Origin of the sequence: Micromonospora sp. LOL_025 (genome assembly GCF_048060285.1) — a bacterium.
GTDB lineage: Bacteria > Actinomycetota > Actinomycetes > Mycobacteriales > Micromonosporaceae > Micromonospora.
In genome coordinates, this window is the sequence record NZ_JBHMIR010000026.1 from 57,536 (window position 1) to 84,354 (window position 26,819).

Sequence of the window (26,819 nt, forward strand, 5' to 3'; positions counted from 1 at the left end):
GTCCCTTCGTAGGTCCTCCGACGCGACGCCGCGCTACCGGCGCGCGCAGAGCATGAACATCTGACCCGGTGCCGCGGGATCCCTGCCGGTGCGCTCCGCGTCCAGATCGACCAGCCGGGAGAGGTGCACCGCGCCCGTGCCGGAGACACTGGAGCCGGCGATCAGCCAGTCCGGGAACGTGCAGAAGCGCTTGGTCGTGACGTCGCGGAACCCCGACCGGGCGCACTCCCCCGCCAGGGTCCCCGGCGGCGTGAGCCGCCCGCGCAGTTCGGCCACCTCCCGGGGCGAGTAGAAGGACAGGAACGTCTGGAACCGGCAGTCGGGGTTCCACGCGCTCACCACCAGCCGGCCCCCGGGGCGCAGGGTCCGCCGGGCCTCGGCGAAGAACCGCCCGCGCTGCGCGGCCGAGAGGTGGTTGATGGTGCCCATCATGCAGCTGACCAGGTCGAAGGATCCGGTCCGGAACGGCAGGAAGGTCCCGTCGGCGACCGCGAACCGCCGCTGCCACCGCCCGTCGACACAGGCCCGTACGCCGGCGTCGCTCAGGTCGACGCCGAACGACCGGACGCCGTACCGGCTGAGCACCTGGGGGTAGCGCATGGTGCCGCTGCCCACGTCGAGCGACGTGCGGTAACGGTCGACGGGACCGAGGGCGTGCAGCAGCTCGACCGACTCGAGCTGCTTCTTCGCGGTGTCCGTCACCCCGGTGTTCTCGAACTGGAGGTAGAACGTGGCGTCGTAGGCGTCCAGCCGGGTCGCGTCGGCGTCGAGCAACCCACGGTCGGCGAGTTCCCCGACCAGCGCCGCCGGTCCCGGCGTGGACCGAGCCGACCCGGGTGCCTCGGCCGGGGCGGGTGCCGCACGGCAGGCGGCGTGCCGCGCCTGGGCGTCGAGGTAGCTGACGTCCCAGGCCAGCAGGACCTCGAAACAGTCGGCTGCCTCGCCGGGGCGGCCCTGCTCCTGCAGGCGCCGGGCCCGGTGGTAGAGCTGTCGGAGCTCCTCCTCGCCGGGACCGCCGAGCGACGCCTGCTGGAACGCGATCACCGCCGCGGCCGGGGCGCCGACCTGCTGGAAGCACTCCGCGGCGGCGTACCAGGCGGAGGCCCTGAGTCGCGCGGACGCGGTGGCCGCCTGGAAGTAGGCGACCGCCTCGCCCGGCTCGCCCCGGTCGCGCAGCGCGCGGCCCACCTCGTACGCGGCGGACGAGTGGCCGTGCAGCGCCGCCCCGGCCGCCCGGGCCACCGCCACGACCGCGGCGTCGCCCTCTCCGGCGCCGGCCGCGCCGACGCGTTGCAGATGGCGTATCCGGTGCACGGCGAAGGACGGGCCGGCGGTGGCGGCGTAGAGCCGGGCGGCGCGGTCGAGGGTGCCCGCGTCGACCGTGCCGAGCAACCGACGCTCCGCGTCCAGGAGAGTCGCGGCCTGGGCGGCGGTCAGCGACGGCCGCAGCGCGTGCACGGTGCCGGCCGCGGTGCCGGCGAAGACCTTCGTGCCGTCGGCGCCCGCGGTGACGGCGGTGATCGGGCCGTCGAGGGTGGCGGCACAGAGCGGCGTGCCGTCCAGCAGCAGGGTGAGCCGCGCGCCGTCGGCGACCAGCTCGCACCACGCCGGATCCCCGGCGGGCGGGGCACCGGACGACCCGGCGGCGGCCGGCGAGCCGTCGGTGCCGAGGAGAGCGCGTCCGCCGTGGTAGGACACCTCCAGCACGTCGTCGCGCCGCCACGCGAGCGTGCGCACCGGCATGGCCATCGGGGCCGTCCAGAGCGGCTTCACCGGTCACTCCCGCCGGCCGCGGGCGCCATCGGCTGCGCCCCGATCCAGGCGCTCAGCTTCGCCACGGTCGGGTGCCGCAGGAAGGTCTCCAGCTCCGCCTGGATGCCGAACTCCTCGTTGAGCCGGTTGGTGAGCACCGCCGCGAGCAGGGACGTACCACCCAACTGGAAGAAGTTGTCGTCCGGGCCCACGTCGACGGCGTCGAGGACGTCCTCCCACAGGCGGCGGACCGCGTCCTCGACCGACCCGTCGGCAGTCGCCGCACCGGTGCCGCTGAGCACCACCTCCCGGGCGGCCAGCGCGGCCCGGTCGACCTTGCCGCTCGGCGTCGTCGGAAACCCGTCGACCGGCACGACCGCCACCGGCACCATGTGCGCCGGCAACGCCGACGTCAGCTGCCCGCGAACGTCGGCGGGCCACCCGCCCGGACCGGCGACGGCGTAGGCGACCAGCCTGCGCTCGACGCCCGGGCGGCCGTGCGCGACCACCACGGCGTCGGCGAGGCCGGGCACGGCCTTCACCGCGACCTCCACCTCACCCAGCTCGACCCGGTGGCCACGGATCTTCACCTGGCCGTCGTCGCGGCCGAGGAACGTGACGGCGCCGTCCACGTCGAGGCGCCCGCGGTCCCCGGTCAGGTACAGCCGGCCGCCGGCGGCACCGTGCGGATCGGGCACGAAGCGTTCCGCCGTCAACGCCGGGCGGTGCAGATAGCCACGGGCCAGCACCCGCCCGCCGATGGCGATCTCCCCGGTCGCGCCGACCGGCAGAGGCAGCCCGCGGTCGTCGAGCACCACGATGGCGGCGCCGTCGATCGCGGCGCCGATCGACGGCAGCTCGGGCCACTCGCCCGGGTCGCGCCCGAGCTGGATCGACGTCACGATGTGCGTCTCCGAGGGACCGTACTGGTTCACCAGCGTGGCCGCCGGCAGCGCCGCGAAGAAGCGCCGCAGCGCCGGCGTGACGTACAGCTGTTCCCCGGCGGTGATGACCTCCCGGACCGCCTGGGGGAATCGTTGCTGCCCGGTGGCCGCGCCCGCCAGCGCCTGGAGCGCGACGAACGGCATGAAGATCCGGTTGATCCGGTTCTCGTCGACGAACCTCAGCAGGCGGTGCGGGTCACGCCGCACGTCCTCGTCCACCAGCACCAGGCAGCCGCCGGCGGCCCAGGTGCTGAACATCTCCTGGAAGGACGCGTCGAAGCTGAACGCGGAGAACTGCAACGTGCGGGAGCCCTCCGCACAGCCCGACGCCCCGCGCTGCCACTCGATGAGGTTGGTCAGCGGGCCGTGCGGCATCGCCACGCCCTTGGGGACCCCGGTGGAGCCGGAGGTGTACATGACGTACGCCAGCTCTTCGTCGGTGACCACGGGCCACGGCTGCCCGGGCCGGGCACCGCCCGACGGCTCATCGTCCAGCCACACCGTACGGACGCCGGCCCGCGACGGCAGACGCTCGGCGATGTCGGGCTGGGTCAGCAGCACCCGTACGTCACTGTCACGCAGCATGAACGCGAGGCGTGCCGGCGGGTAGGCCGGGTCCAGCGGCAGATACGCCGCGCCGGCCCGCAGCACGGCCAGCACGGCGACGGGCAGATTGACGGAACGGTCGACGGAGACGCCGACGATGCGGCCGGTCACGCCGAGGCGCAGCAGCCGCTGCGCGAGCCGGGACGCCGCCGCGTCCAGCGCCGCGTAGGTGAGGGCCTGTCCGTGGTACTCCACGGCGGGTGCGTCCGGCACGGCCCGGCAGCGGTCGTCGAACAGGCGCAGGACGGTCATGACCGCTCCGCCGGTGCCCGCAGGGCGTCGGTGAGGATCGTGGCCAACTCCCTGACGTGCGGTTCGGTCAGCATCGAGTAGTGGTCGCCCGGGACGACGTGCCGCCGCACCGGACGCTCGGTGATCCGCTGCCAGCTGTCGGCGGCCCGGTCCCGTCTCAGCGGGTCGGCGTCCGACGCGAAGACCAACAGGAGTTCCTCCACCGGCCGGACGGCACGGTGGCGGCGCCGGGCCCGGTCGTGTGCGCGGAAGAGCGTCAGCCAGGTCAGCAGTTCGGTGATGTCGGTGCCGGGCGGCAGGGCACCCGCGGCGCGGGCCGCGGCGAGGACCCGGGCGAGGCCGTCGTCGAAGGAGAGCGCTCGCAGGTCGTCGGCCGGCACGGCGAAGGGTCGGCCCAGGACGCCGCCCAGGTGGGTGGCGAAGGCCGACAGGATCTCGGTCTCGCCGGGCGCGTCGGTCTCCGCGGCCGGGTAGCTGTCCACCAGCGCCAACAGGTCGACGCGCGCGCCGGCCGCGCGCAGCCGCCCGGCCATCTCGGCCGCGAGCACCCCGCCCATGGACCAGCCGATCAGCGAGTACGGCCCGGACGGCTGCGCCTCGGTGAGCCGGGCGAGATGGTGTTCGGCGATGTCGGACAGCTCCGGCTCGTACGGATCGGTGTCCGCTGGCGGCGCCGGCAGCCCGTAGACGGGCCGCTCGGGCGGCAGCAGCCGCACCAGCTCGCGGAAGGCGATGAGGTCTCCTCCGGCCGGATGCACGCAGAACACCGGGCCACCGCCGTCGCCGCGCCGCAGCGTCACCGGGCCCGCCGGGGAGTCCGGCTGCCGGCCGCCGAGGCCATGCCGGACCAGACCGCTGAGCATCGCGACGCTGGCGGCCTCCTCGTCGGCGTGCTCGAACAGCACGGAGACCGGCACCACCGTCCCGAACGTCTTCTTGATCCGGGCGAGCAGCTGGACGGCCAGCAGCGAGTGCCCGCCGAGCGTGAAGAAGTCGGCGTGGACGTCGACCCCGTCCACGCCGAGCAGGTCCTCGTAGATCCGCGTCACCTCCAGTTCCACGCTGTCGCGCGGGACACTCCTCGCGGCGGTCACACGGTCACCTCCCTGTCAGCACGATGGATGGGCAGGAGAACGACCTCGAGCCGGTCGAGGCCGTGCAGGAACGTCGAGGCGCTGCGCACCGGCTCCCCGCGCAGCTCGATCCGGTCCACCTTGGCGAGCAGCACCTGCAACAGCACGCGCACCTCCATCCGGCCGACCGACGCCCCGACGCAGTAGTGCGGTCCCGCGCCGAGGCTGAGGTGCCGGTTCGGCCGCCGGTCGATCCGGAAGGCGTCCGGTTCGGCGAAGACCGACTCGTCGCGGTTGCAGGACGGGATCCACAGCACGACGCGGTCGCCGGCGCCGATGCGGGCACCACCCAGTTCCACCTCGCGCGTCGCCGTGCGCATGAGGTGCATCGGTGGTGACGCCCAGCGGAGCACCTCCTCGACGGCCGACGGGAGGAGCGAGGCGTCCCGCCGCAGGCGCAGCCACTGGTCGGGATGCCGGGCGAAGGCCAGCAGGGTGCCGGAGACGGCGTGTCGGGACGTGCCCAGCCCGCCGTTGACCAGACCGTCGCAGCTGAGCAGGATCTCCTCGTCGGTGAGCCGCCGCTCCGGGTCCGGTTCGTGCGCCAGCGCGCTGACCACGTCCGCGCGCGGATCCGCCCGCCGGCTCTCCAGCAGGTCGGCGAAGTAGCCGAAGACGTGTGCGCTGGCGGCGCGGCGCGAGGTGCGCTCCGCCGCGTCGGTCTCCTCGGCGAAGGCCGTGCGGACGAGGGCGGCGAGCCGGGCGGTGTCGGCGTCGTCGGTGCCGAGCATCCGCCCCATCACCCAGGTGGGCACCGCGCCGGCGAGGCGCTGCACGATCTCCACCGGTTCGCCCGTCACCATCGGTTCCAGCTCGGTCTCGAGCCGCCGGCGCAGCGCCTCCCGCATCGCCGCCACCTCGTTCGACCGGAACCAGGGCGCGTGCGCCGCGCGCAGCCGGGCGTGCTCCGCGCCGTCGGCGACGACGAGCATCCGGCCGGCCGCGGCCGCCACTGCGGCCTCGTCCGCGCCCAGTCGCATCCCGCGCGTCGAGGTGAACCGGACGGGATCCTCCAGCACCTGACAGGCCAGGTCGTGGGTGGTCACCGACCAGAACGGGCCGTACCGGGGCGAGTCGAGTCTGGCGATCGGACGGTGGCGGCGGACCGTCCGCCAGAGCGCCAGGTGGTCGGTCCGGCGGTAGGTCGCCGGGTCGGTGAGATCGGGCTCCGCGGGCTCCCGGTCGGTGGGTTCGGACGTCACGGCCGCTCAGCCCGCTGCCGTGCCCCGGCCGGTCCGCCGAGGTCGAGGATCATCGCGTCCAGCGCCGCGGTGAAGTCGGCGATCACCCGGTCGACGGTCGTCTCGTCGAAGAGCGTCGTGTCGTACTCCAGGAATCCCGTCATCGCACCGGGTTCGTCCTGCAGGACGAGCGCGAGGTCGAAACGCACGGCGTCGGAGGCGACCGGCACCTCGGTGACGTCGAGGCCGGGCAGCGTCGCCGGTCGGCGCGGCGTGTTGTTCAACACCAGCTTCACCTGGAAGAGGGGGGTGCGCCGGCCGGACCGGCGCGGCCTCAGCGCCTGCACGACCCGTTCGAACGGCACCTGGTGGTGACGCAGTCCGTCCAGCACGGTGGTGCGGGCCCGGTCGAGCAACTCCCGCCAGGTGGGGTCGCCCCCGGTGTCCATCCGCAGCACGATCTGGTTGACGAAGAAGCCGAGCATGGTCTCGGTCTCCGGCATCGACCGGTTGGCCACGTCCGTGCCGACGGCGACGTCGTCCTGACCGGTGAGGTCGTGCAGGGTCGCCGCCAGCGCGGCCAGCAGCACCATGAAGGGCGTGGCACCGGTCGCCTGACCGAGGCTCCGCACGCCGCGGATGACCGACGGCGGCAGCCGGACCGGCACGCTGCGCCCGGCGGGCCGCGCGTCGGGCGGATCCGGTCGCTCCGCCGGGCGCGGAAACAGCTCGCGGACGCCGTCGAGTCGTCGGGTCCAGAAGTCCAGCTGGGCGGCGAGGTGCCCGTCGCCGTACGACCGCCGCTGCCAGACGGCGTAGTCGGCGTACTGCGGGGTCGGCGGCGTCGGATCGGGTGGGCGCCCCGCCACCAGGGCGGCGTAGGTCTCCGCCAGCTCGGCCGTGAGCAGCCCGAAGGACCAGCCGTCGTGGACGATGTGGTGCATCGACAACAGCCACGCGTGGTCCTCGTCGCCGAGCCGGACCACCTGTGCCCGCAGCACCGGGCCGGTCCCGAGGTCGAAGGGACGGTGGTACTCCCGGTCGACCAGCCGCCGCAGTTCGGCCTCGCGGTGCCCGGCCGGCAACGCGGTCAGGTCGACCAGCGGCATCGGCACCGGCGCGGCAGGCAGGATCCGCTGCCGGGGCACGCCGTCGTCGTCGGCCACGATGACGGTACGGAGCACCTCGTGCCGGGCGACCACCGCGTCCACGGTCCCGGCGAGGGCCCGGACGTCCAGCGGGCCCGCGATCCGGTCGAACACCGGGACGTTGTACTGGTGGTCGCCGGGACGCAGCTGCGCCATGAACCACAGGCGTTCCTGGGCGAAGGACGCGGGCAGCGGGTCGCGCCGGTCGGCCACGGCCAACGCCGGGAGGTCGTTCCCGGCGGCGGACAGGCCGTCGAGGTAGCTCGCCAGGTCGGCCAGGGTCCGGTGGTCGAACGGCGCCCGTACCGGCACGTCCACGCCGAGCAGCCCGCGCAGCTTGAACACCACCTGCAGGGTGAGCAGGGAGTGGCCGCCGAGCCCGAAGAAGTCGTCCTCCGGCCCGACGTCGTCGCAGCCCAGCAGCGCGCGCCAGATGTCGGCGACGACCCGCTCGGTTTCGGTCAGCGGTCGTGCGGGGGCCGCCCAGACGTTCTCCAGCACCGCCGGGTTCGCCGCCATGCGGCGCAGCTGGGCGCGGTCGACCTTCCCGTTCGAGTTCAGCGGCAGCTCGGTGACGGGCAGGTAGCGCGCCGGCAGCGCGGGTTCGGGCAGCCGCTGGCGCGCGTACCCGGCGAGTTCCGGGATCGCCGCCGCGCAGGCCCGGCTCCAGAGCGGATCGTTGGCGTACGGCCGGGCGTCCCAGGGCTCCTCCGGCGGGCGGTGGACCGGCCGGCCGGGCGCCCCGATCGGCCCGCGACGGCGCAGGACGACGTCGTACGCGCCCTCGGCGTGCCCGGCCGCCCAGCTCAACTCGACGTCGACGGATCCGTCGCCGGCCAGCTCCCACCAGTCCTCCGGGGCGGTCCCCTCCGCCGGCAGGCCGGTGGCGCAGGCCACGAGTTCACCGGCGGAGGAGGCGGGATCCCGCTCGTCCATCGACCGCTTGAGGCGGCGGGCCCAGGACAGGCGCGCGTTCGGGACGGCGGTCAGGCGCACGGCGTCGAGCCGCTCGGCGTCGAGCAGGCGGAGCAGGTCGGCGGGGGTACGGCGATCGGGTCCCCAGCCGCGGGTCGGGGGTTCCTCGGCGGCGACGGGCGTACCGACGGTGAGAATGACGTCGTACCGGAAGGTGACCAGTTCGTTGTCCTGACGGCCGCGCTTGGGCAGCACCCGGACCCGCGCGATCCTCGGCCACCGCGCGCCGATCTCCCGGAACAGTGCGGGATCCAGGCACAGCTCCGGCTCGTGGGCGACGGCGCGCCGGACCCGCTGGCGCAGCTCGCGCAGGCGTAGCCCGACCGGGGCCTTGTGCACCTCCACCGACGTGTGGAACAGCTCCGACAACGGCAGGCTGCGCAGGTCACCGAGGAAGACGTGGCCGCCGTCGGGCAGCACGTCGACGGCCTGGCGCAGCACCCGCAGCAGGTACTCGACGGACGGAAAGTACTGCACCACCGAGTTCATGACGACGGTGTCCGGCGGTGCGCTCGCCGCGTCGGCCCGGAGACTCTCGTGGGCCGGCGCGGCCCAGGTCTTGACCCGGTCGGACCACGCGCCGCCCACGTCGCGCAGGGCACGCCGGACGTACTCCACGGCGGCGGGCGAGTTGTCCGTCGCCTGGTAGGACTCGCATGTCGGGGCCACCCGGCCGAGGATCATGCCGGTGCCACAGCCGATCTCGAGCACCCGACTCGGGCACAGCCCCCGGATGCGCCCGGTTGCGTCGTCCAGCCAGGCCCGCATGTCGGCGGGGTCGAGGGGCCGCCCGGAGTAGCTGCTCAGCCAGCCGGCGAGGTTGAAGAAGGGGTCCTGGTCGCCGTCGAGGTCGCGGTAGGTGTCCTCGTAGAGCTCCCGCCACTCCCGGACGCGGTCACGGTCCCACCCGCCGTCCCGCGTCTGCTGGCCCTCCAGGCAGACGAAGGCCACGATCTGCTCGTCACCGGTGTCGCGGCGCACCAGTTCCGCAGCGCTGGACTTCACCGCGGGGTGACTGTCCAGGACGGCCTCGATCTCCCCGCACTCGATCCGGTGGCCGCGCACCTTGACCTGCTCGTCGCGGCGGCCCAGATATTCGAGACAGCCGTCGGGCAGGTATCGCGCGACGTCGCCGGTGCGGTAGAGCCGGCCGCCCGGCTCGGGGCCGAACGGGTCCGGCACGAAGGCCGCCGCGGTGAGCGCGCCCCGGCGCCAGTAGCCCAGACCGACCCCGGCACCACCGACGTACAGCTCGCCGGGCACGCCGATCGGGGTGGGGCGCAGGGCGGCGTCCAGAACGTAGACGCGCGCGTTGCTGATCGGCGTGCCGATCGGCACCCGGCCGTACGGCGTGACCTGGTCACCGTCGTGCGCGGTGCAGGCCACGGCCGTCTCGGTCGGGCCGTACTCGTTGACCAGCCGGACCCCGGGCCGACCGCGGCGCAGCCCGGCCACCGTCTCCCCGCGCAGCCCCTCCCCACCGAGGATGACCGTCCGGCACGGCAGGGCCGGTGCGTCGTCCGCCGCGGACTCGACCAGGAGACGGAGATGGGACGGGGTCAGTTTGACGAAGCTAAGATCGTCGGCGCCGTCGAGCAGGGTCCGCAGTTCCGCTCCGGGCACCTCGCGCGCGGCGGCGGCGAGGAGCAGCCGCTGGCCGGCGAGCAGCGGCGCGAACAGGCTGGTCACCGCCAGGTCGAAGGCCAGCGGCGAGTGCACCGCCACCCCGGTCCCCGCTGACACGGTGTAGTACCGGGCGGCCCACCGCAGGTAGTTCACCACGTTGCGGTGGGTGAGCAGGGCGGCCTTGGGTCGGCCGGTCGAACCGGAGGTGTACATCAGGTAGAGCAGGTGGTCGGCCGACACCGGTACCGGGAGGGGCTCCGCCGGCCGCGCCGCGATCGACGCGCGTTCGGCGTCCAGTCTCACCACCCGCAGGGCGGAGCTGTCCACACCCTCCGGCACGTCGTCGGGCACGACGAGCAGGGCGCTGCCGCTGTCGGCGAGCATGGCGCCGGTCCGCAGTGGCGGCTGCCGAGGATCGAGCGGGAGGTATGCCGCGCCGGTCTTCATGATCGCCAAAAGCACGGCTACCGTGTCCGGCGCGTGCGACAACAGCACCGCCACCGTGCCGCCGGGCCGGGCGCCGGCGTCCCACAGGTGGTGGGCGAGCCGGTTCGCCCACCGCACCAGTTCGCGGTAGGTGAGCACGCTCCCGGCGCAGCACACGGCGGGCGCGTCCGGGCTCCGTTCGGCCTGCCGCTCCACCAGCTCGTGCAGTGGCGCGTCGACGCCCGGCGCGGCGGTGTCGTTCCACTCGGACAGGATCCGGTGCAGCTCCTCCCCCGACATGACCGGCAACCCGGCCAGGCGCCGACCCGGATCGGCGGTGGCCGCCGCCAACAGCTCGCGGAACGAGGTGGCCAGCCGGGCGACGGTGGCTTCGTCGAACAGGTCGGTGGAGTAGTCGATCAGGCATTCCAGCCCCTGGTCGGACTCCCAGACGTTGACGTCCAGGTCGAAGCGGGCCGACTCGGTGCCCGTCTCCAGCAGCGTCACCGTGAGGTCGGAGAGCGACGCGGCCAGCGGCGGTGTGTTGTGCAGCGTGAAGTTGACCTGGTAGAGCGGGTTACGGCCGAGGTCACGCTCGGGGAACAGCCGCTGGGCGATGAGGTCGACGGAGACGTCCTGGTGGGCGTACGCCGCCAGGCACGTCTCGCGCACGTGACGCAGGAGTTCGTCGAAGGTCTGCCCGCCACGTGGGCGGATCCGGAACAGGACGGAGTTGGCGAAGAAGCCGATCAGGTCGTGCAGTTCCGGGTGCCGGCGGTTCGCCACCGCGCCACCGATGACGATGTCGTCCTGGCCGCTCCACCGGTGCAGGACGGCACCGAGGGCGGCCAGCAGGGTCATGTGCGCGGTGCCACCGGAGCGGCGGCTCAGCTCGGCCACCGCCCGCGTGAGGTCTGCGCCGAGCGCGAAGCGGTGGGTCGCGCCGCGATGGCTCTGTACGGCCGGGCGTGGCCGGTCGGTGTACAGCGTCAGGGCCTCGGGCGCGCCGCTGAGCCGGGCCTGCCAGAAGGCGAGCTGCTCCCGCGCCTCCGCGCTGTTCTCCCAGTCCGCCTGCCACCGGCTGTAGCCGGCGTACTGCACGGTGAGCGGGCTCAGCGGACTGGGTCGCCCGGCGGCGAAGGCGCGGTAGAGCTGGTCCAGCTCACGCCCGAGCACGCTGAGCGACCAGCCGTCGACCGCGACGTGGTGGAACGTGACGAGCAGGACCGACTCGTGCTCCGCGAGGAGGACGAGGCTGGTCCGCATCGGGGGGTCGACGCCCAGGTCGAACGGACGGCGCCGCTCGATCGACGCCAGACGGTCGCTCTCCCGCTGCGCGACGTCCTGCTTCAGGCCCCGCAGGTCGATCACGGGCAGCGCCGGTTCGGCGGTCGGTTGGACCCGCTGGTAGGCCACCCCGTCCACGACGGGAAAGGTCGTCCGCAGGATCTCGTGCCGGGACACGATCTCGAGCAGGCAGCGCCGCAGCACACCGACCCGCAGCGGCCCGGCCAGGTGGAACGGGTTGACACTGGTGTAGAACGCGCTGTCCGGCCGCAGCCGGTGCAGGAAGAGGATGCGGCGCTGCGCCGACGACACCGGGGCGTCGCCCTCGGCGGCTCCGCCGTACAGTGCCAGCGGGCCGACCATCCCCCGGTCGCGCAGCCGCTCCGTCAACGCACCGCGTTGCTCGGGCGTGAGGCTCTGGATCCGCCGGGTCAGCTCACGCACGGTCGCCCCCCTCTGCCGGTCCACGCCGTGCCGTCAGCCCGCGTCGGCCCGCAACTCGGCGGGCACCTCGAAGCGGAGCTCGGACTCGCAGAACGTCCGCCACCGCGGGGTGTCCGCGTCCCACAGCACGCTCTCGTCGTCCTGCACCGGGTGCAGCACGACGGACAGGTCCTGGCGTACGTAGACCACCGTCTCGTCGGTCAGGCCGATTCCTTCCGGCTCGACCCAGCCAGGGAAGCGGCGCAGCTCGGCCAGCAGGTGCCCGCGGTAGTACGGGATCATCGCGCGGCCTCCCGCCCGGACCGGCGCCGCAGGCCGGGTGCCGGCGTCCCGCCGGAATCCATGTCCACCATCGTTTCCCCTCTCCCGCACCGGATGATCGGCCCCCTACGAACGCGCGCCCTCCAGGGCTCTCTCGGCCGCCGGCGTCGCCCCGGCGCGCCCGATGCTGCTGAACGCCCCGGACAGCGCGATGGCGACCATGGCCGTACCCACCGCGAGGAGCACCGGGGTGACGCCGACCCCGGCGGCGACGGCGGTGATCGCGCCCGCGCCGAGCGGTCCCAGCGCGGAGTGGATCGTCCAGAAGGCGGCGGTCACCCGCCCCAGCAGGTGCCCCGGAGTGATCTCCTGGCGCAACGACATCGAGCAGATGCCCGCCACCCCGGTGCCCAGCAGCATGACCGCCATCAGCACCGCGAGCGCGGGCACGCTGCGTGCCAGCCCCATTCCGGCGACGGCGAGGCCGGCCAGGCTGAAGGCGCCGATCCAGCTGGGGCCGAAGCCCAGCCGCCCGCGGACCCGGGCCACCACGAACGACGCCACGAAGGTGCCCACCGTCCCGGCGGTCAGGACGTAGCCGACCACCGTGTCCGGTTGCCCGAGTTCGTCCTTCAGCCGGAAGATGACGGCGTCGGTGAGCCCGTAGGTCAGGAACGTCAGCAGCGACAGCAGCAGCGTGAGCTGACGCAACAGCGGATGGTTCCAGAGGAAGCGCGCACCCGCCAGGAACTCGTTGCGGACGTTGCCCGCGCCCGCGACGGCCGACCGGGCGGCGTCCGGCCGCCCCGCCGCGAGCCTGATGAACAGCACGCCGACGGCGGCGACGGCGAAGGTGACGGCGTCGAGGCCGATGGCGGCAGCGGGACCGAAGGCGGCGGCCACCATGCCGGCGAGCGCCGGCCCGGCGACGCTCGCGACCGCGTACGTGGCGTAGAGGTGGCCGTTGGCCCTGGTGATCTGGTCTGCCGCGACGATGGCGGGCACCACGGCCACGTAGGTGACCTGGAAGATCATCGAGAAGACGCCGGCCAGGGGCACGACGAGGTAGATCAGCCAGGACGGCTCGGCGACGAGGAAGACGACCGCGACGGCTCCGTAGAGCACGCAGCGGGCTCCGTCGCAGATCATCAGGAGGGTCCTGCGGTCGAAGCGGTCGACGACCACCCCGGCGAAGAGCCCCGTGGTGATGGAGGCGACGCCGGTCAGCCCGGTGACGATTCCCATCTGGACCAGCGAGCCGGTGACCTGCAGGACGAGCAGTGGTATCGCCACGTAGGAGAACGAGTCACCGACGGCGGAGAGCGTCTGTATCCCCAGGAAGGTGCGATAGTTCGGATTGCGCCACAGCGAGGTGCCGGGAGCCGAGGCACCGGCCGGGCGGCCGTTCGGCGAGGCTGCATCTCCTTCGACTCGGGCAGCCGCATCCGAAGCGGTTACTGGATCATCATTAGACACAAGCGGCCCCCCAAACCGGACTCGAATAGTCCATCATGGCATCTCCACGTCGGTCAAGGTCGACGCCAAATCGGTAGACGCAAGATCATTATGTTGACAGCCGTGAATGGCTGACATACAGTCGCAAGGCTCGCTCATACGGTAACGTGGGCTTGGCATGGCTCAACGGGGGCATTTATCTCGGCCATGGATATCTGTCGCCGCAGCGGTAATCGCTGAAACCATCATGGAATGTCCATCATCCTGACGGGCGGAAATGCGGGTATCATTCGTTCACACACCAATGTCCACCGTGCCGGTGCCGCAACGAAAGTTGTTCTGGCGGAATTTCGACGTCCAATACCACTCGGTGCACCCGGGCCTACGCCACATGAAACGCAACATGTGGGAACTGCCGCACTGGATGCTCTGGCTCGGCGGGGTGCTGGACGCGCACGGCTACTCCGACATGGGAGTCCTCGACCTCTACACGGATCCGGGCACCTTCATCGAGCCGGGTCGCCTGGCGAAGGACGCCATCGAGAAGGCGGCCCGCAGCAGTCCGGCCGACGTCTACCTCTTCTCCCCGATGACGGTGAACCTCTGCTACGCGTACGAGATCTCCACGGTCATCAAGCAGATCCACCCCAGGTCCGTCATCATCTACGGCGGGGTGGCCGCGACCCCACTGGCCGACGAGGTCGCCGCCCACCCGAGCGTGGACTACGTCGTGGTCGACCGTGGGGAGCGCGCCCTGCCCGCACTGCTCGACGCACTGCGCGACGGGCAGGAGCCGACGCCCGTGGGCAACCTGGTCTACCAGCGCGAAGACGGCACCACCCGGCGGACCGCAACCCGCTACCCCGACGTCGCCCCCGCCGATCTGCCATTTCCGAAGATCGACCTGTTCCCCCGCAGCAGCGGCGAGGACATCCGTTACCTGCGCCAGGTCTACGCGCTCGGCTGCCCGTACCAGTGCACGTTCTGCACCATCCAGACCATCGGCCGCCGCCCCGGTTACTTCCCGGTCGAGCGGGTGCTGCGGGAGATCCGGGCGTACCGCGCCCATTACGGCGCCCACCACAGCATCTACTGGGGCGACGAGACGTTCACCCTGCACCCGGAGCGCACGCTCGAACTGCTCGACGCGCTCGCCCGGGAGGGCGACATCCAATACGACTGCCAGACGCGGCTCAACTGCCTCACCGACGAGCGCGTCCTGCGCAAACTCAAGAGCAGCGGCTGCCAGTGGATTGAGATCGGGCTCGAGACCGGGTCGCAGGACACGCATCACACGCACAAACACCACATGAACCTGAACGCGACCACCGAGACGTTGAAACGAGTCCGGGACGCAGGGCTGGCAACGTGCGCGTTCACGGTCAACGGCTTTCCCGACCAGACCCCGGACGACATGGCCCGCAGCATCGACTGGATCAGCGGACTGATCCACGAGGATCTGTTGCAGGCGACCTACCTGTTCGGCCTCGTGCCCTATCCCGGAAGCACCATGTTCCAACATCCCGAGCGCTTCGGAATGAAAATCCTGCACCGCGACTTCAGCCTTTACCACGAGGACCTACCGCCGGTCTATGCCACCGACAAGGCCACTCCGGACCAGATCTACCAGGTGTTCCTGGACGGGCTGGAAACATTCGCCGAGGCCATGGGCAAACGGCCGTACTTCAATGACGCGTCGCCGGTCGGCGACCTGTCGAAGTACGGCGGGTTCTGGGCGGATGCCCATGTGTAGCGTCGCGCGGCCCTACCGGACGGGAGCATGATGACACCTTCCCCCTGGCGCCTGCTGGCCGACGGCAGCGCGGGCGTGATCCTCACCGTCGCGTTCGAGGCGCGACGCGGCGACCCCGGTTTCGCGGAGCTCGCCCCGCACCTGACCGGGTACCGGGTGCTTGAGGCGGTACCGCCGGCGACGACCGTCACGGAGGTGACGGAGCCCGGCGCCTACATCGAGCCGTGGTTGGCCGGCGCCCTCGCGGACGGGCCGCCCGTCGTCGGTGTCCTGGGGCACTGCGCCGCCGCACCGCTCGCGGCCCAGCTCGCGGCCGCGATCCGCGGGTCCGGTGCGGCCGACCCGAGCCTCGTCACGGTGGACCCGGTCCTCGTGGACAGCCGGATCGCCCACGGCGAGTACCGGCAGGCGGTCGACTCCCTCGCCGCCCACCTCGAGCCGGAGGAGTTGGCGACGGCCCTCGCCCCCGTCACGGCCCGCGACACGGAGCCCGCGACAACGGGCCACGCGCTGCTGCCGGTCCTGACCGGCCTGGAGGACGCCTACCGTACGACGCTCGCCGCCGCCTGCCGCACGATGCCCGTGCCCGCCGCCATGCAACGGCAACTCGCCGACCGGTTCGCCGCCTACCTCGCGTTCCTCGCCGCGTCGTCGCTGTCGGCCGCCCAGCCGCCGGCCGCGGCGCCGCTCGGGTCCGTGGTCCTCTCCGGTACGCAGGACGCCGAGTACCCGGCCCATCTCCTGGTCGGCGCGACCACGTTTCCGGTCGACCGCAGCCGCCTGCTGGCGGACGCCGACGTCGCTGCGTTCGTCCTGAAGGTCCTCGGCCGGTGACCGGTGCAGAGGAGCGCGTCCGCCGGCAACGCGCGGAGCGCATCGCGCGCGACCTCTCCGAGCACGAGCGGGGATGGCGCTGGTACCCGGGCGACGGCCTGGACCCCGGCACCGTCTCTCCCGCGGCGATGCGGCGCGAGTTGGACCGGGAGCGACAGCTGATCGCCCGACTGGGCACCGCGAGCGGGCCGGAGGCGGAACGGCAGGGGCACCGCCTCAAGCACTTCCCGGTCCTGTTCGTCAGCGCCCCCCACATCGAGGAGAACGCCACCGGCGCCTTTCCCGGGATGCCGACCCCCCTGCTGTACGCCACCTGCCTGCTCGACCGCATGCTGCGCATCGACGAGTTTCCCCGTGACCGGGTGCCGGAGGTCGTCGGTGTGCTCAACCCGCCCGCCTACAGCGACGCGTTCGAGAAGGCACTCGTCGAGTGCGTGGCCGAGCACCTTCCCGTGGTCGTCGGCATCAGCAACCTGTCGGAGGGCCACCACTTCGCGATCCGCATCGCCGAGTTGGTGAAGACGGTCTCCCCGAACAGCATCGTGCTGCTCGGGGGACAACACGAGGACGCCGTGAACCCGGATGCCTACCGGTCCACCTCCGAGCGGGTCCGGGCGATGGGCGAACGGCAGCGCGGCGTCCACGGGGCGTACTCGTTGACGCCCCCGCAGCTGGCCCGGCTGGCCGCCCTGCAGACCTTCGCCCAGGAGCGGGAACGCGCCATCGTGGACCTGGTCTTCGCCGGGGACGCGGTCTTCGCCCTGCCCGAGGTGCTCATGGTGATCGCCGAGGACCTGCCCACCGATGCCCGCGCGCTGCGCAAGAGGCTGCTGGCCAGTCCCGAACGCTTCGCCGCCCTTCCCGGGGTCGGGCAGCTCATCCTCGTCGACGACGACACCGGGCGAATCACGCCGATACCACTGAGCGGCACGCCGATCGACGGCAACAAGTTGCCGTTCATCGACGTCACCAGGCTCACCCACGAGAACCTCTTCCCCGTCTTCGACAACCGGCGGACCGCTCAGGTCATGGCCGCTCTCGGCTGCAAGTACTCCTGCTCGTTCTGCCACGAGTCCGCGGACGCGTTCCTCTACAACCAGCCGAAGATCCGGCAGCGTACGCCCGCGCACGTGATGCGGGAGATCCGTCTCCGCAGCGACCAGGGATTCGAGGCGGTGTTCTTCGACGACAGCACGTTCACGCAGAACCGTCGCTGGCTGTCGGACCTGCTCACGATGCTCGAGACGGACCAGGCGGCCGGCCGGCAGGTCGAGTGGGGCTGCCAGACCACCATCAACGACGTGGACGAGAAGCTGTTGCACCGGATGGGCCAGACCGGATGCAGCTACATCTACTTCGGCGTGGAGTCGGCCCAGCCGGACGCCGAACGGGTGCAGAAGGTGCAGCGACTACGGTTGCTCGCGGAGCCGACGGACTGGACGGAGCAGTTCCGGCGGGTGGCCCGCTGGTGTCGTGCCGCCGGTGTCCGGGTCGGCACCTCGCTGCAATTCGGCCTCGGCGAGACCGACGAGCAGCGGGTACGGACGCTTCAGCTCATCGCCGACCTGCACCGCGAGGGCTGCATCCCGGACGGGTGTGTGGCGCTGAACATCAACAGTCCCTATCCCGGCACCCGCCAGTGGCTGGACCTGATGAGGTCGGACGCGCCGTTGCCCGACTACCGCGACAAGCTGGAGCGGCACCCGGCATTCGAGACCGCGCACCAGTTCTCCGCCATCACCGGGGAGGCCGCTTCCGACCTGTACCGCCTCGCCGCGGACATCCTGGGCTCCGCGCTGCACCAGCAGGTCGTCCCGACCCAGCAGTGAAAGCGGCGTCGCCTCGGCGGGTGCGCCAGCGGTGTTCCGGTGCATGTGCTGTGGAAGATCGCCGGGGCATGGGTCGCTCACCACGACGCGGCGGTACCGCACGCCGAGGGCAGTCGATCACCAACGCCGGAACGGCGCTCAGCGCCCACGTGAAGGCTCGCCGGTTCCCACGTGCTGTCGGCCCAGCCCAAGCCTTGCCTCGACCTGGTTGTCTACCAGGCCCTTGGGTAGAGGCAGCTCTACGGATCCCCGGGACGTCTTCCAAGTGCTGCTGGGAGTCGGCGGCCTGGTCCTAGCCGGCTACGGTGTTCGTCTCCTGCTGACCCGCCGTATGTCGCCCTTTGTCCAAAGGAGGTGGAGACGGCCGCTCGATGCAGGGATGTGGTTCCTCTGTGGTGGGCTCTCCCTTCTGTCAGTCGCAGCGGGGTACCTCGGCCGACTCAGCGGTGCGTTAGCCCCTGCAGCAGCGTTGATGCTGGTGGCCTTGGCGGTCCTGTTCCTTGCACTCGGCCTCGCCAAGTACCGGCCACGTGCCGGCAGACGTAGGGGACCTCCGGACGCCACGTAGCCAGGCTCATACGTACCACCAGTTGGGAAGATCGTTTCCGTCTGACCTGATCTGTTCGGAACGTCTGCTCGGCCGCAGTGTCGTGCCGCCGATCATGACCGCTGCCGACCGTCTGCGACACGGGCTACTGGCACGGCTGCGGGCACGCGGCTACCCGGCGGCGTATGGCTCACCGCCCCGGCCTTGAGGCCGGGGGCGACCTGCCGTGTCGGCGGCTCTCCGCGCCGTTTGGACCCCGGCGTCCGATGGCAAGCCGCGAAGCGGCGTGGCCGCGATTGCCCGAACCACCACGGCGGCGGAGTGCCCTCGCAATCGATACGGCCCGACTCCGTCGTATGGCTCTGTCACGCTCTCGTCATGCCTGAGCGACCGACAGCACGGTGGCGGCGCTATGTCGAGGAGCAGACCGGCCCGCTCCAGACGGGGACTTTGCAGGGGCCAGAGGAGGCCTGGGTGGGTCGGCTCCGCCTGAAAACTGACCCCGTGGTTCCGGCTGAATTTTGACCCTTCCGGAAGCATCGGGAGGTGCTGAGCGTGGAGGACTGGGCGGAGATCCGTCGGTTGCACCGGGCGGAGCAGATGGCGATCAAGGCCATCTGCCGCCGGCTGGGGGTGTCGCGGAACACGGTGCGCAATGCCTTGGCCAGTCATGAGCCGCCCCGCTATCAGCGGGCGGCGAAGGGTTCGATCGTGGACGCGGTCGAGCCGCAGATCAGGGCGTTGTTGGCGGAGTTCCCGGACATGCCGACAACGGTGATCATGGAACGGGTCGGGTGGACCCGCGGCAAGACGGTGTTCGCCGATCGGGTGCAGCAGCTGCAGCCGTTGTTCCGCCGCCCGGACCCGGCTCAGCGGACGGAGTACCTGCCGGGAGAGCTGGCGCAGTGCGACCTGTGGTTCCCGCCGGCGGACGTGCCGTTGGGCTTCGGGCAGATCGGCAGGCCGCCGGTGCTGGTGATGGTGTCGGGGTATTCGCGGTGGCTGTCAGCGGTGATGATCCCGACCAGGCAGTCGCCGGACCTGCTGGTCGGGCACTGGACGCTGATCTCCGGCTGGGGTCGGGTGCCCAAGGCTCTGGTGTGGGACAACGAGTCCGCCATCGGGCAGTGGCGGGCCGGACGGCCGCAGTTGACCGAGGCGATGAACGCCTTCCGCGGCACCCTCGGCATCAAGGTGATCCAGTGCCGGCCGGCGGACCCGGAGGCCAAAGGCCTGGTCGAGCGGGCCAACGGCTATCTAGAGACCTCATTCCTGCCCGGACGCCGCTTCGGCTCACCTCAGGACTTGAACGCCCAACTCACCGACTGGCTGGTGCGGGCGAACAACCGCCAACACCGGAAGCTGGGCTGCCGCCCGCTGGACCGGTGGGACGCCGACCGGGCCGCGATGCTGCCATTGCCACCGGTTGCGCCGGTGGTCGGCTGGCGGCAGACCACCCGCCTTCCCCGCGATCATTACGTGCGCTTGGACGGCAACGACTACTCGGTGCACCCAGCGGTAGTCGGCCGGCGGGTCGAGGTCACCGCCGACTGCGACCACGTGACGGTGCTCTGCGACGGCCGACCCGCGGCCCGGCACGACCGCTGCTGGGCAAGCCATCAGAGCATCACCGATCCTGCCCACCGGCAAGCCGCCGCGGACCTGCGCGTCGCTGCCCAACGCACCCCGACGACCGCCGTTGACGCCCAGGTCGAACGCCGGCCGTTGAGCGACTACGACCGCCTGTTCGGCCTGGACGTCGAGGTGGCTGCGTGATGGCCGCCAAGATCAGCCGCAACGTCGCCTCGGAGATCGCGTTCCTCACCCGCGCCCTCAAGGCGCCGTCTCTGGGGACAAGCCCTGCACCCCACATGGCGAGGAGTTCTGCGAGGACTGTCGCGACAACCACAACATCAGCCTCGTCATCGACAAGCAGCTCCAGCGAGTACGTGGCCGGTTGCTGCACCGGGCCACCAAGACCGAGGAGTCCGACGCTCCCCTCCCGCTGCCGGCCATCTGCGTCACCGCGCTGCGGCACCGCTGCCGGCAACAGGAGGCGGCCAGGGAGAAGGCCGGCGATGCCTGGCACGATACCGGCATGGTCTTCACGACCCGCTATGGATTGCCCGTCGAGCCGCGAAACTTCAACCGGTCCTACGACAGCCGCATCGCCCGCGCTGGCGTCCCAAAGATCACCGTCCACGACGCCTGCCGCACCTGCGGTTCACTCCTGGTCGACCTGGATGTGCATCCCCGGATCGCAATGGCGATCCTCAGACACGTGGACTTCTCGATCACGATGGAGATCTACAGCCAGGTCTCGTCCAAGGCCACCCGCGAAGCCCTGCGGAAGCTCGGCGAGAGCCTCAATCGCCGGCGGCTCCGTATCGATCGACAGACAAGACGGGTCCGACACAGTGACGCGACCCTCTCCCCCGCAGCAACGTCGATTACCGTGGGTCTCAGCGTTGTCGTCAGGAAACAGCCTGAGGAGGCTGGTCGATCATTGGTGATGCCAACCCCAGCGGAGCGCCAGCCGGTTCCCGCTACGCCGAGCAGCGGCCCTACGTCGTCGCAGACCGACTCGACGATCTGCGGGGACCAACCAGCGGCGTGGTAAGCCTGGATCGCCGACGCGACTGGTCTGGGCGCACACGCTACGACTTGGGCAGCCCGCGTCGTCTGGCAAGCACGTACGAGACGGTGCTGCGCGAGGCCACCGCCCCCGACGACCTCACCCAATGGTTGGACGGCACGACGTTGCTGCGCCTATGGCCCGAGCCTGGTGTTGCCCCCGCAGGATCGCCCGCTGTGGGAAGCGCGGTTTCCCGAGCTGGCCAGTGCGCGCGCGCAGCCACGCCCCGTAATGGGCAACCAAACCCCGCCGATCCATCGCCGGCTGGCGCAGATCGCCCTGCAGGTCGGCGGCCAGTATGGATTCGCGTTGGCCGGCGGGCACGCTATCGCTGCACATGGGATCCTCGACCGCCCCAGGGGCGAAGCTGCCCGGCCCGTGGACAGATCCACCGGCTGCCCCTTGCGGTAGCGGCCGTCAGGAAGCCGGAGGTAAGCGGGCTCCAGGCCAGCACGCCCGATCGGCGTCAAGCACCCAGGGTCGAGTGACTGTCAGGCGCGCTCCGGTCGTGGGTCGGCGGACTGGTGACAGCTACGTTGACGCCCGGCCTCCTCGTAGCTGTCACTGAGCCGCATCCAGGAGTAGGCCGGCTCCTGCGGTGACCCGGGTGGCGAGTTTTCCCAGTCTTCCTGGCGCCCGAGTGGCGTGAGGTCGAGCAGGTCGAAGACGAGCATGAACGGCTCCTCGCCTCGGGCGTGGGTCGACCAGGTGTGGAAGACCCGGTCGTCCCTGCGGAGGAAAACGCTGATCTCCTGGCGTTCCTCGCCGTCGACGGTCGCCCCGAAATCCTCGTGAAGGCGTCGCCGACGGTCGAGTACCAGGGCAAATGCCACCCCACTCGAGCCCGAAGGCGTGAAGGCGCTCCAGCGGCGCGCGGGAGGTGAGGACGAAGGAGGTACGCCGGGCGTGCAGGTGGGAGAGGGGGCCGATGTGCTCCGCCATCATCGAGCAGCCGTCACACCCCTCCTTCCAGTCGGGCGCGAACATGAAGTGCTGGACGATGAGCTGGGGGCGCCCGTCGAAGAGGTCGAGCAGGGTGACGGTGCCTTCCGGGCCGTGGAACGCGTAGTCGGGGCGCACCTCGACCATCGGCATCCGCCGGCGGGCGCGCTGATCGCGTCCTTCATCCTGGTCAGGCCTTTTCCTGCTGCAGGAGTACGCCTCGCGCGTCGTTCCAGGTCGCCCGGTCGACGATCGGCGGCCAGCTCACTTGTAGAAGCCTTCGCGCAGGTTGATGCCGTGCTCCAGCCAGACCTTGAGGGCAGCGAGCATCCCCGTCCACCCCTCGCAGTTGCCGAACGCGGCCCGGGCCCCCTCCCGGCTCGGCTGCCAGGACGTCTCGGTGATGGTCACCAGTGTCCGGGTGTCGTCGTCGATCGAATCGAACTCGAAGACGACCCGGGTGTTGCCGCCATCGCCCGTGGTCGCCTCGCCGCTCCACTCGATGACGATCCGGCGCGGCGGGTCTGCCTCGGCCACCGTGACCGGAAAAGCGCCGGGGAAGTCGTGGAAGTCCCAGACGACCTGCTCCCCCGGCGCCAGCCGCCCGCGCGCCCCGCCTGTGGTGAAGTAGCGGGAGAGCTGCGCGGGATCGGCGACGGCCTCGTACACCTCGGCGCGCGGTCGCGCGATCCGCCCGGAGACGGTGAAGGACAGTTCCGTGAGTGTGCCATCCGCAGTCATGTTGTATTGTTACAACATGACTGGCTCGATCGCCAAGGATTTCGACGACGATCTGGTGTTCAAGGCGCTCGCCTCGCCGGCACGTCGACGGATGCTCGACGCGCTCAAGGAGTCCACGCACACCACCGGCTCGCTCTGCAATCTGCTGCCGGAACTGGACCGCACCACCGTGCTGCAACACCTGCGGGTGCTAGAAAGCGCCGAATTGGTGACCGGACGCAAGGTCGGCCGGGAGCGGCACCTCTCACTCGCCCCACTGCCCATCAAACGCATCCATGACCGCTGGATCAGTGGCTACATGCGGGCCGCCGTCGACCTGCTCGACCGGCTGAACACCGAATAAGCCGGAGGGCCTGGCTGGCCAGCAGCGGGCGGGTCAGAGTGCCCGGGTGATGCCCTCGGCGGCGATCACCGCATCCCCGCGAGACGGGTCGAGGTCGGCGACGAGCCCCACCAACGCGCCCGCCGACCAGCGCACCAATATGCGCACCGTCACCAACCGCGACGCCCGCCGGCTGTTCCCCCGCCGCCGCGCCGGCCAGCCCCTCACCGTCGACACGATCTCACCGCTCATCCGCGACCTCGCGGGTTGATCATGCCACCGTCGCGCGGTTCCTGCGTCGTCACCGCGAGGGCCTGAAGGCGCTGTTCGTGCAGGCCCTCGCGCTGTGCGCCCGGCGCGGGCTGGTGGACCTGTCCGCCGTGGGGGTGGACGGCTCACCGATCGCCGAGGTCACGGCCGGCCAGCAGCAGCGGCTGGCCGACTACGCCCGCCGGACCCTACAGGATCAGGCCGTGGGACGGCGGCGCACTGTCAGGCGCCCGCCGGCCAGTATCGAGACCAAGACCAAGGTCGTTGCTCAGCAGGCCCGCCTCGCCCGGGCGCAGGCCGCGTTGCATCGTGCGCGCTACCCGCGACCGATCCCGTTTGCGGCGGCCAGGGCCTCACTCACCGATCCGCACTCGTCCCGGTCATCAGACGTGTTCAACACAACCGCGTAGCCGCTGGGCTGACCGGTGAAGTCGCGGCGTGGCTGGCCGACAGCGGCTACGCCAGCACCGCGAACTTCGCAGCCCTGGCCGATTTCCCGCTGCTGGTGTCGATCACCAAGGAGTACGAGCAGACCCACGCGACCACGCCACCCGGGCACAACGTCCCCTGCCGGGCCACGGGAGTTGCCCCTGGTCCTGGACACTTGAGCCTTGGATGTGATGAGGTCTGTCAAGTTAACGGCTGATCTTGGTTGTTGAGGTGGTCAGTCGTTGGTCGGGGTGAGCCGGCCTTCGAAGGCGATCTGGAAGGCGTTCAGGGGTGCCTTCCAGCGCATGGTCCATCGGCGGCGGCCGGTGCCGGTGGGGTCGAGGCTCATCAAGGCCATGTAGACGCACTTGAGTGCTGCGGCTTCGTTCGGGAAGTGTCCTCGGGCGCGGACGGCTCTGCGGATGCGGGCGTTGACCGACTCGATCGCGTTCGTGGAGCAGATGACCTTGCGGATCTCGACGTCGAAGGCGAGGAAGGGCACGAATTCGGCCCAGGCGTTCTCCCACAGCTTCACGATCGCCGGGTACTTCTTGCCCCAGGTCTCGGCGAACTCGAGGAACCGTTCGGTCGCGGCGTCCTCGGTCGCCGCGGTGTAGACCGGCTTGAGCGCTTTCGCGATCTTGTCCCAGTCCTGGCGAGCCGCGTAGCGGAACGAGTTGCGCAGCAAATGAACCACACAGGTTTGGACGATCGTGCGCGGCCACACCGTCGCGACGGCGTCCGGCAGGCCCTTGAGCCCGTCACAGACGAGCATCAACACGTCCTGGACACCGCGGTTCTTCAGCTCCGTGAGCACATGCAGCCAGTGTTTCGCGCCCTCACCACCGTCACCAGCCCAGATCCCGAGGATGTCGCGGTGCCCGTCGACGGCGACCGCCATGACCACGTAGATCGGCCGGTTCGCGACCTGACCATCCCTGATCTTGACGTTGATGGCATCGATGAACACGACCGGATACACCCTGTCGAGAGGCCGGTTCTGCCACTCGGCCATGCCGTCCATCACCTTGTCGGTGATGGTGGAGATAGCCTGCTTCGACACCTCAGCGCCGTAGACCTCGGCCAGGTGCGCGGCGATCTCCCCGTGAGTGAGACCCTTGGCCGACAGCGACAGCACCATGTCGTCGACCCCGGTCAGGCGCCGCTGACGCTTACGCACGATCTGCGGCTCGAACGTCCCGGCGGCGTCGCGTGGCACCCGGCCCTCGACCGGTCCGACGTCGGTGAGCACGGTCTTGGTCCGGCTGCCGTTACGGGTGTTCCCGCTGCCCCGACCCGCCGGGTCGTGCTTGTCGTAGCCGACGTGGTCGGTGATCTCACCGTCCAACGCCGACTCCAGAACCCGCTTCGTGAGCTGCTGCAACAGCCCGCCCTCACCGGTCAGCTTCAACCCGTCCCCACGAGCCCGATCGACCAGCATCGCGATCAACTGCTCATCCGTGACCGCACCCACCGGCTCCACGGCCGGCTGTCCCACGGTGGTCTCGGTCGTCATCTGGCGTCTCTACCTGATCGGTCGATCAGCCGTTATTTGTATTGGCAGCTGATGCTGCACCCATCCCGATCGGCGCCATCATCCGTCCGTAGATTTGGTACGCCGGCGGCAGCAGCCGGGATTGTAACGACTGGGCCGTGGCCTCCCTGCCCGGCACCGACGACAGCTACGGCCACTGGCTACTGATCCGCCGCAGCATCACCGACCCCACGGACCTGGCCTACTACCTGTACTTCGGCCCTGCAGGCAGGCAGGACGAGGATCTAATCCGTGTCGCCGGGACCCGTTGGGCGATCGAGGAATGCTTCCAGACCGCCAAGACCGAGGTCGGCCTGGACCACTATCAGGTTCGTCGGTACGACGCCTAGTACTCCAGCAGGAGATCCGTTCTGACCTGCCGCGGCGGTGTGGTTTTGTCCGTGGGCATGGAGCAGCCACCGCTGAGTCTCGTGGTTGTGTGGACCCAAGATACGGCGGTGGCTGCCGCCTACAGAGTAGACGCCCAGCGATGGTTGGGGCTGTTCGACGAGCTGACGAGCGTGATCGGGTCGCGTTTCGGTCGGCCTGAGCCTCGCCGGCGGGTGCGGGACTTCCTGGCCGGACTGCTGGCGCCGCTGCCGACCAAGAACTGTTGGACGATCGCCGAGCACGCCGGCGACGACGGCCCGTCAGGGATGCAGGACCTGATCGGTCGTGCCAGCTGGGACGACGCGGAAGTACGTGCTGACGTACGGGATTTCGTCGCGGTCAAGCTCGGGCATCCGGACGGTGTCCTGCTGATCGACGAGACCGGGGATCTGAAGAAGGGCGTGCACACCGTCGGGGTGCAGCGGCAGTACTCCGGCACTGCCGGGAAGATTGAGAACTGTCAGCTCGCGGTGCACCTGTCGTATGCCTCCCCGGCCGGGCACACCCTGGTCGACGTCGCTGTCTACCTGCCGAAATCGTGGGCCGAGGACCCCGTCCGGCGGGCTGAGGCCGGGGTGCCCGACACGGTCAGGTTCGCCACGAAGCCGCAGCTGGCACGTCGTCTGATCGACACGGCGGTAGCCGGTGGGCTGCCGTGTCGGTGGGTTGCCGGCGACGAGGCCTACGGCGGTGACCCGCATCTGGCCGCGGCCCTGCGCCACCACGAGCTGGGTTACGTCCTCGCGGTCGCCTGCTCGCCACCGGGTCCCCACCGGACTGGGTGTCCAGCGAGCGGACCAGATCGGCGCCGGCCTTCCGACGTGGGCGTGGCAGCGGATCTCCGCAGGCCAGGGGGCGAAAGGGCACCGCTACTACGACTGGGCGTTCGTCACCCTGCCCTTGGCCGTCGACGAGCACGAGGGTCACCATTGGCTGCTGATCCGCCGCAACCGCAGCACCGGCGAGCTGGCCTTCTACCGCTGCTGGTCACCCCAACCGGTTCCGCTGCACCACCTGGTCGCCGTCGCCGGTTGCCCTTCCCCTCGTAACGTGGAGGCCAGAACTTGAGGGATAGAGGTTCATGGCTGAGACGAGACGCCGGT

At 70.9% G+C, this 26,819-nt stretch carries 17 protein-coding genes and 4 pseudogenes; 9 read left to right on the forward strand and 12 right to left on the reverse strand.

The features are described from left to right. Positions 1 to 33: 33 nt before the first annotated feature. The 7 genes from ACFHW0_RS25080 to ACFHW0_RS25110 form a co-directional block, all read right to left on the reverse strand. Entirely contained in the window at positions 34 to 1,773 is a 1,740-nt protein-coding gene (locus ACFHW0_RS25080; RefSeq protein WP_416611356.1) for a methyltransferase domain-containing protein, read from the reverse strand. Next, entirely contained in the window at positions 1,770 to 3,554 is a 1,785-nt protein-coding gene (locus ACFHW0_RS25085; protein WP_416611357.1) for a non-ribosomal peptide synthetase, read from the reverse strand. Before ACFHW0_RS25085 ends, ACFHW0_RS25080 begins: the two co-directional genes overlap by 4 nt. Then, on the reverse strand, positions 3,551 to 4,648 hold the full coding sequence (locus tag ACFHW0_RS25090; protein WP_416611359.1) for an alpha/beta fold hydrolase: 1,098 nt from the start codon (positions 4,646 to 4,648) through the stop codon (positions 3,551 to 3,553). Before ACFHW0_RS25090 ends, ACFHW0_RS25085 begins: the two co-directional genes overlap by 4 nt. Beyond that, a complete protein-coding gene (locus tag ACFHW0_RS25095) occupies positions 4,645 to 5,889 on the reverse strand; it encodes a cytochrome P450 (protein WP_416611361.1) in 1,245 nt (414 codons plus the stop codon). The genes ACFHW0_RS25090 and ACFHW0_RS25095 overlap by 4 nt, the downstream gene beginning before the upstream one ends. After that, a complete protein-coding gene (locus ACFHW0_RS25100; protein ID WP_416611363.1) occupies positions 5,886 to 11,774 on the reverse strand; it encodes an amino acid adenylation domain-containing protein in 5,889 nt (1,962 codons plus the stop codon). Before ACFHW0_RS25100 ends, ACFHW0_RS25095 begins: the two co-directional genes overlap by 4 nt. Positions 11,775 to 11,807: 33 nt before the next feature. Then, the gene (locus ACFHW0_RS25105) at positions 11,808 to 12,056 is read right to left on the reverse strand and encodes a hypothetical protein (protein WP_311411323.1); all 249 of its coding nucleotides are present in this window, start codon (positions 12,054 to 12,056) and stop codon (positions 11,808 to 11,810) included. A gap of 105 nt (positions 12,057 to 12,161) precedes the next feature. Further along, on the reverse strand, positions 12,162 to 13,403 hold the full coding sequence (locus tag ACFHW0_RS25110) for an MFS transporter (RefSeq protein ID WP_416611387.1): 1,242 nt from the start codon (positions 13,401 to 13,403) through the stop codon (positions 12,162 to 12,164). 391 nt (positions 13,404 to 13,794) lie between these two features. Here ACFHW0_RS25110 and ACFHW0_RS25115 point away from each other — a divergent pair, with 391 nt between their 5' ends. From ACFHW0_RS25115 to ACFHW0_RS25135, 5 genes and pseudogenes are all read left to right on the forward strand, one after another. Next, positions 13,795 to 15,243, forward strand: a complete 1,449-nt coding sequence (locus ACFHW0_RS25115; protein ID WP_416611365.1) for a B12-binding domain-containing radical SAM protein — start codon at positions 13,795 to 13,797, stop codon at positions 15,241 to 15,243. Positions 15,244 to 15,270: 27 nt separating this feature from the next. Beyond that, positions 15,271 to 16,077 carry a hypothetical protein gene (locus ACFHW0_RS25120; RefSeq protein ID WP_416611367.1) on the forward strand — a complete coding sequence of 269 codons (807 nt, stop codon included), beginning with the start codon at positions 15,271 to 15,273 and terminating at the stop codon, positions 16,075 to 16,077. After that, on the forward strand, positions 16,074 to 17,906 hold the full coding sequence (locus ACFHW0_RS25125; RefSeq protein ID WP_416611369.1) for a B12-binding domain-containing radical SAM protein: 1,833 nt from the start codon (positions 16,074 to 16,076) through the stop codon (positions 17,904 to 17,906). Before ACFHW0_RS25120 ends, ACFHW0_RS25125 begins: the two co-directional genes overlap by 4 nt. A 1,093-nt stretch (positions 17,907 to 18,999) precedes the next feature. Then, the gene (gene istA, locus ACFHW0_RS25130) at positions 19,000 to 20,229 is read left to right on the forward strand and encodes an IS21 family transposase (RefSeq protein WP_416611371.1); all 1,230 of its coding nucleotides are present in this window, start codon (positions 19,000 to 19,002) and stop codon (positions 20,227 to 20,229) included. A 76-nt stretch (positions 20,230 to 20,305) separates the two neighbouring features. Further along, positions 20,306 to 20,827, forward strand: a pseudogene (locus ACFHW0_RS25135) (site-specific integrase); the annotation flags it as partial. 752 nt (positions 20,828 to 21,579) lie between these two features. On the opposite strand, the gene ACFHW0_RS25140 reads toward ACFHW0_RS25135, so the two are convergent. The 3 genes and pseudogenes from ACFHW0_RS25140 to ACFHW0_RS25150 form a co-directional block, all read right to left on the reverse strand. Continuing rightward, positions 21,580 to 21,921: a DUF899 family protein gene (locus ACFHW0_RS25140; protein ID WP_416611373.1), complete on the reverse strand. Its 342-nt coding sequence runs from the start codon at positions 21,919 to 21,921 to the stop codon at positions 21,580 to 21,582. 70 nt (positions 21,922 to 21,991) lie between these two features. Continuing rightward, positions 21,992 to 22,183: pseudogene (locus ACFHW0_RS25145) on the reverse strand (DUF899 family protein); the annotation flags it as partial. A gap of 111 nt (positions 22,184 to 22,294) precedes the next feature. Then, the gene (locus ACFHW0_RS25150) at positions 22,295 to 22,771 is read right to left on the reverse strand and encodes an SRPBCC domain-containing protein (protein ID WP_416611375.1); all 477 of its coding nucleotides are present in this window, start codon (positions 22,769 to 22,771) and stop codon (positions 22,295 to 22,297) included. A gap of 16 nt (positions 22,772 to 22,787) precedes the next feature. On the opposite strand from ACFHW0_RS25150, the gene ACFHW0_RS25155 reads away from it, so the two are divergent. Continuing rightward, positions 22,788 to 23,114 carry an ArsR/SmtB family transcription factor gene (locus ACFHW0_RS25155; RefSeq protein WP_416611377.1) on the forward strand — a complete coding sequence of 109 codons (327 nt, stop codon included), beginning with the start codon at positions 22,788 to 22,790 and terminating at the stop codon, positions 23,112 to 23,114. Positions 23,115 to 23,147: 33 nt separating this feature from the next. Here ACFHW0_RS25155 and ACFHW0_RS25160 read toward each other — a convergent pair whose 3' ends face one another. Next, entirely contained in the window at positions 23,148 to 23,345 is a 198-nt protein-coding gene (locus ACFHW0_RS25160) for a hypothetical protein (protein WP_416611379.1), read from the reverse strand. A 77-nt stretch (positions 23,346 to 23,422) separates the two neighbouring features. On the opposite strand from ACFHW0_RS25160, the gene ACFHW0_RS25165 reads away from it, so the two are divergent. Then, positions 23,423 to 23,773 carry a hypothetical protein gene (locus ACFHW0_RS25165; RefSeq protein WP_416611381.1) on the forward strand — a complete coding sequence of 117 codons (351 nt, stop codon included), beginning with the start codon at positions 23,423 to 23,425 and terminating at the stop codon, positions 23,771 to 23,773. Positions 23,774 to 24,027: 254 nt separating this feature from the next. Here the strand turns inward: ACFHW0_RS25165 and ACFHW0_RS25170 are convergent, their stop codons facing one another. Further along, complete coding sequence (locus ACFHW0_RS25170) at positions 24,028 to 25,233, reverse strand: IS256 family transposase (protein WP_416611389.1); 1,206 nt, start codon at positions 25,231 to 25,233, stop codon at positions 24,028 to 24,030. Positions 25,234 to 25,478: 245 nt separating this feature from the next. Here ACFHW0_RS25170 and ACFHW0_RS25175 point away from each other — a divergent pair. Together ACFHW0_RS25175 and ACFHW0_RS25180 are read left to right on the forward strand one after the other, a co-directional pair. After that, a pseudogene (locus tag ACFHW0_RS25175) lies at positions 25,479 to 25,673 on the forward strand (IS701 family transposase); the annotation flags it as partial. A 111-nt stretch (positions 25,674 to 25,784) separates the two neighbouring features. Beyond that, positions 25,785 to 26,748: pseudogene (locus ACFHW0_RS25180) on the forward strand (IS701 family transposase); the annotation flags it as partial. Between the last annotated feature and the right edge of the window lie 71 nt (positions 26,749 to 26,819).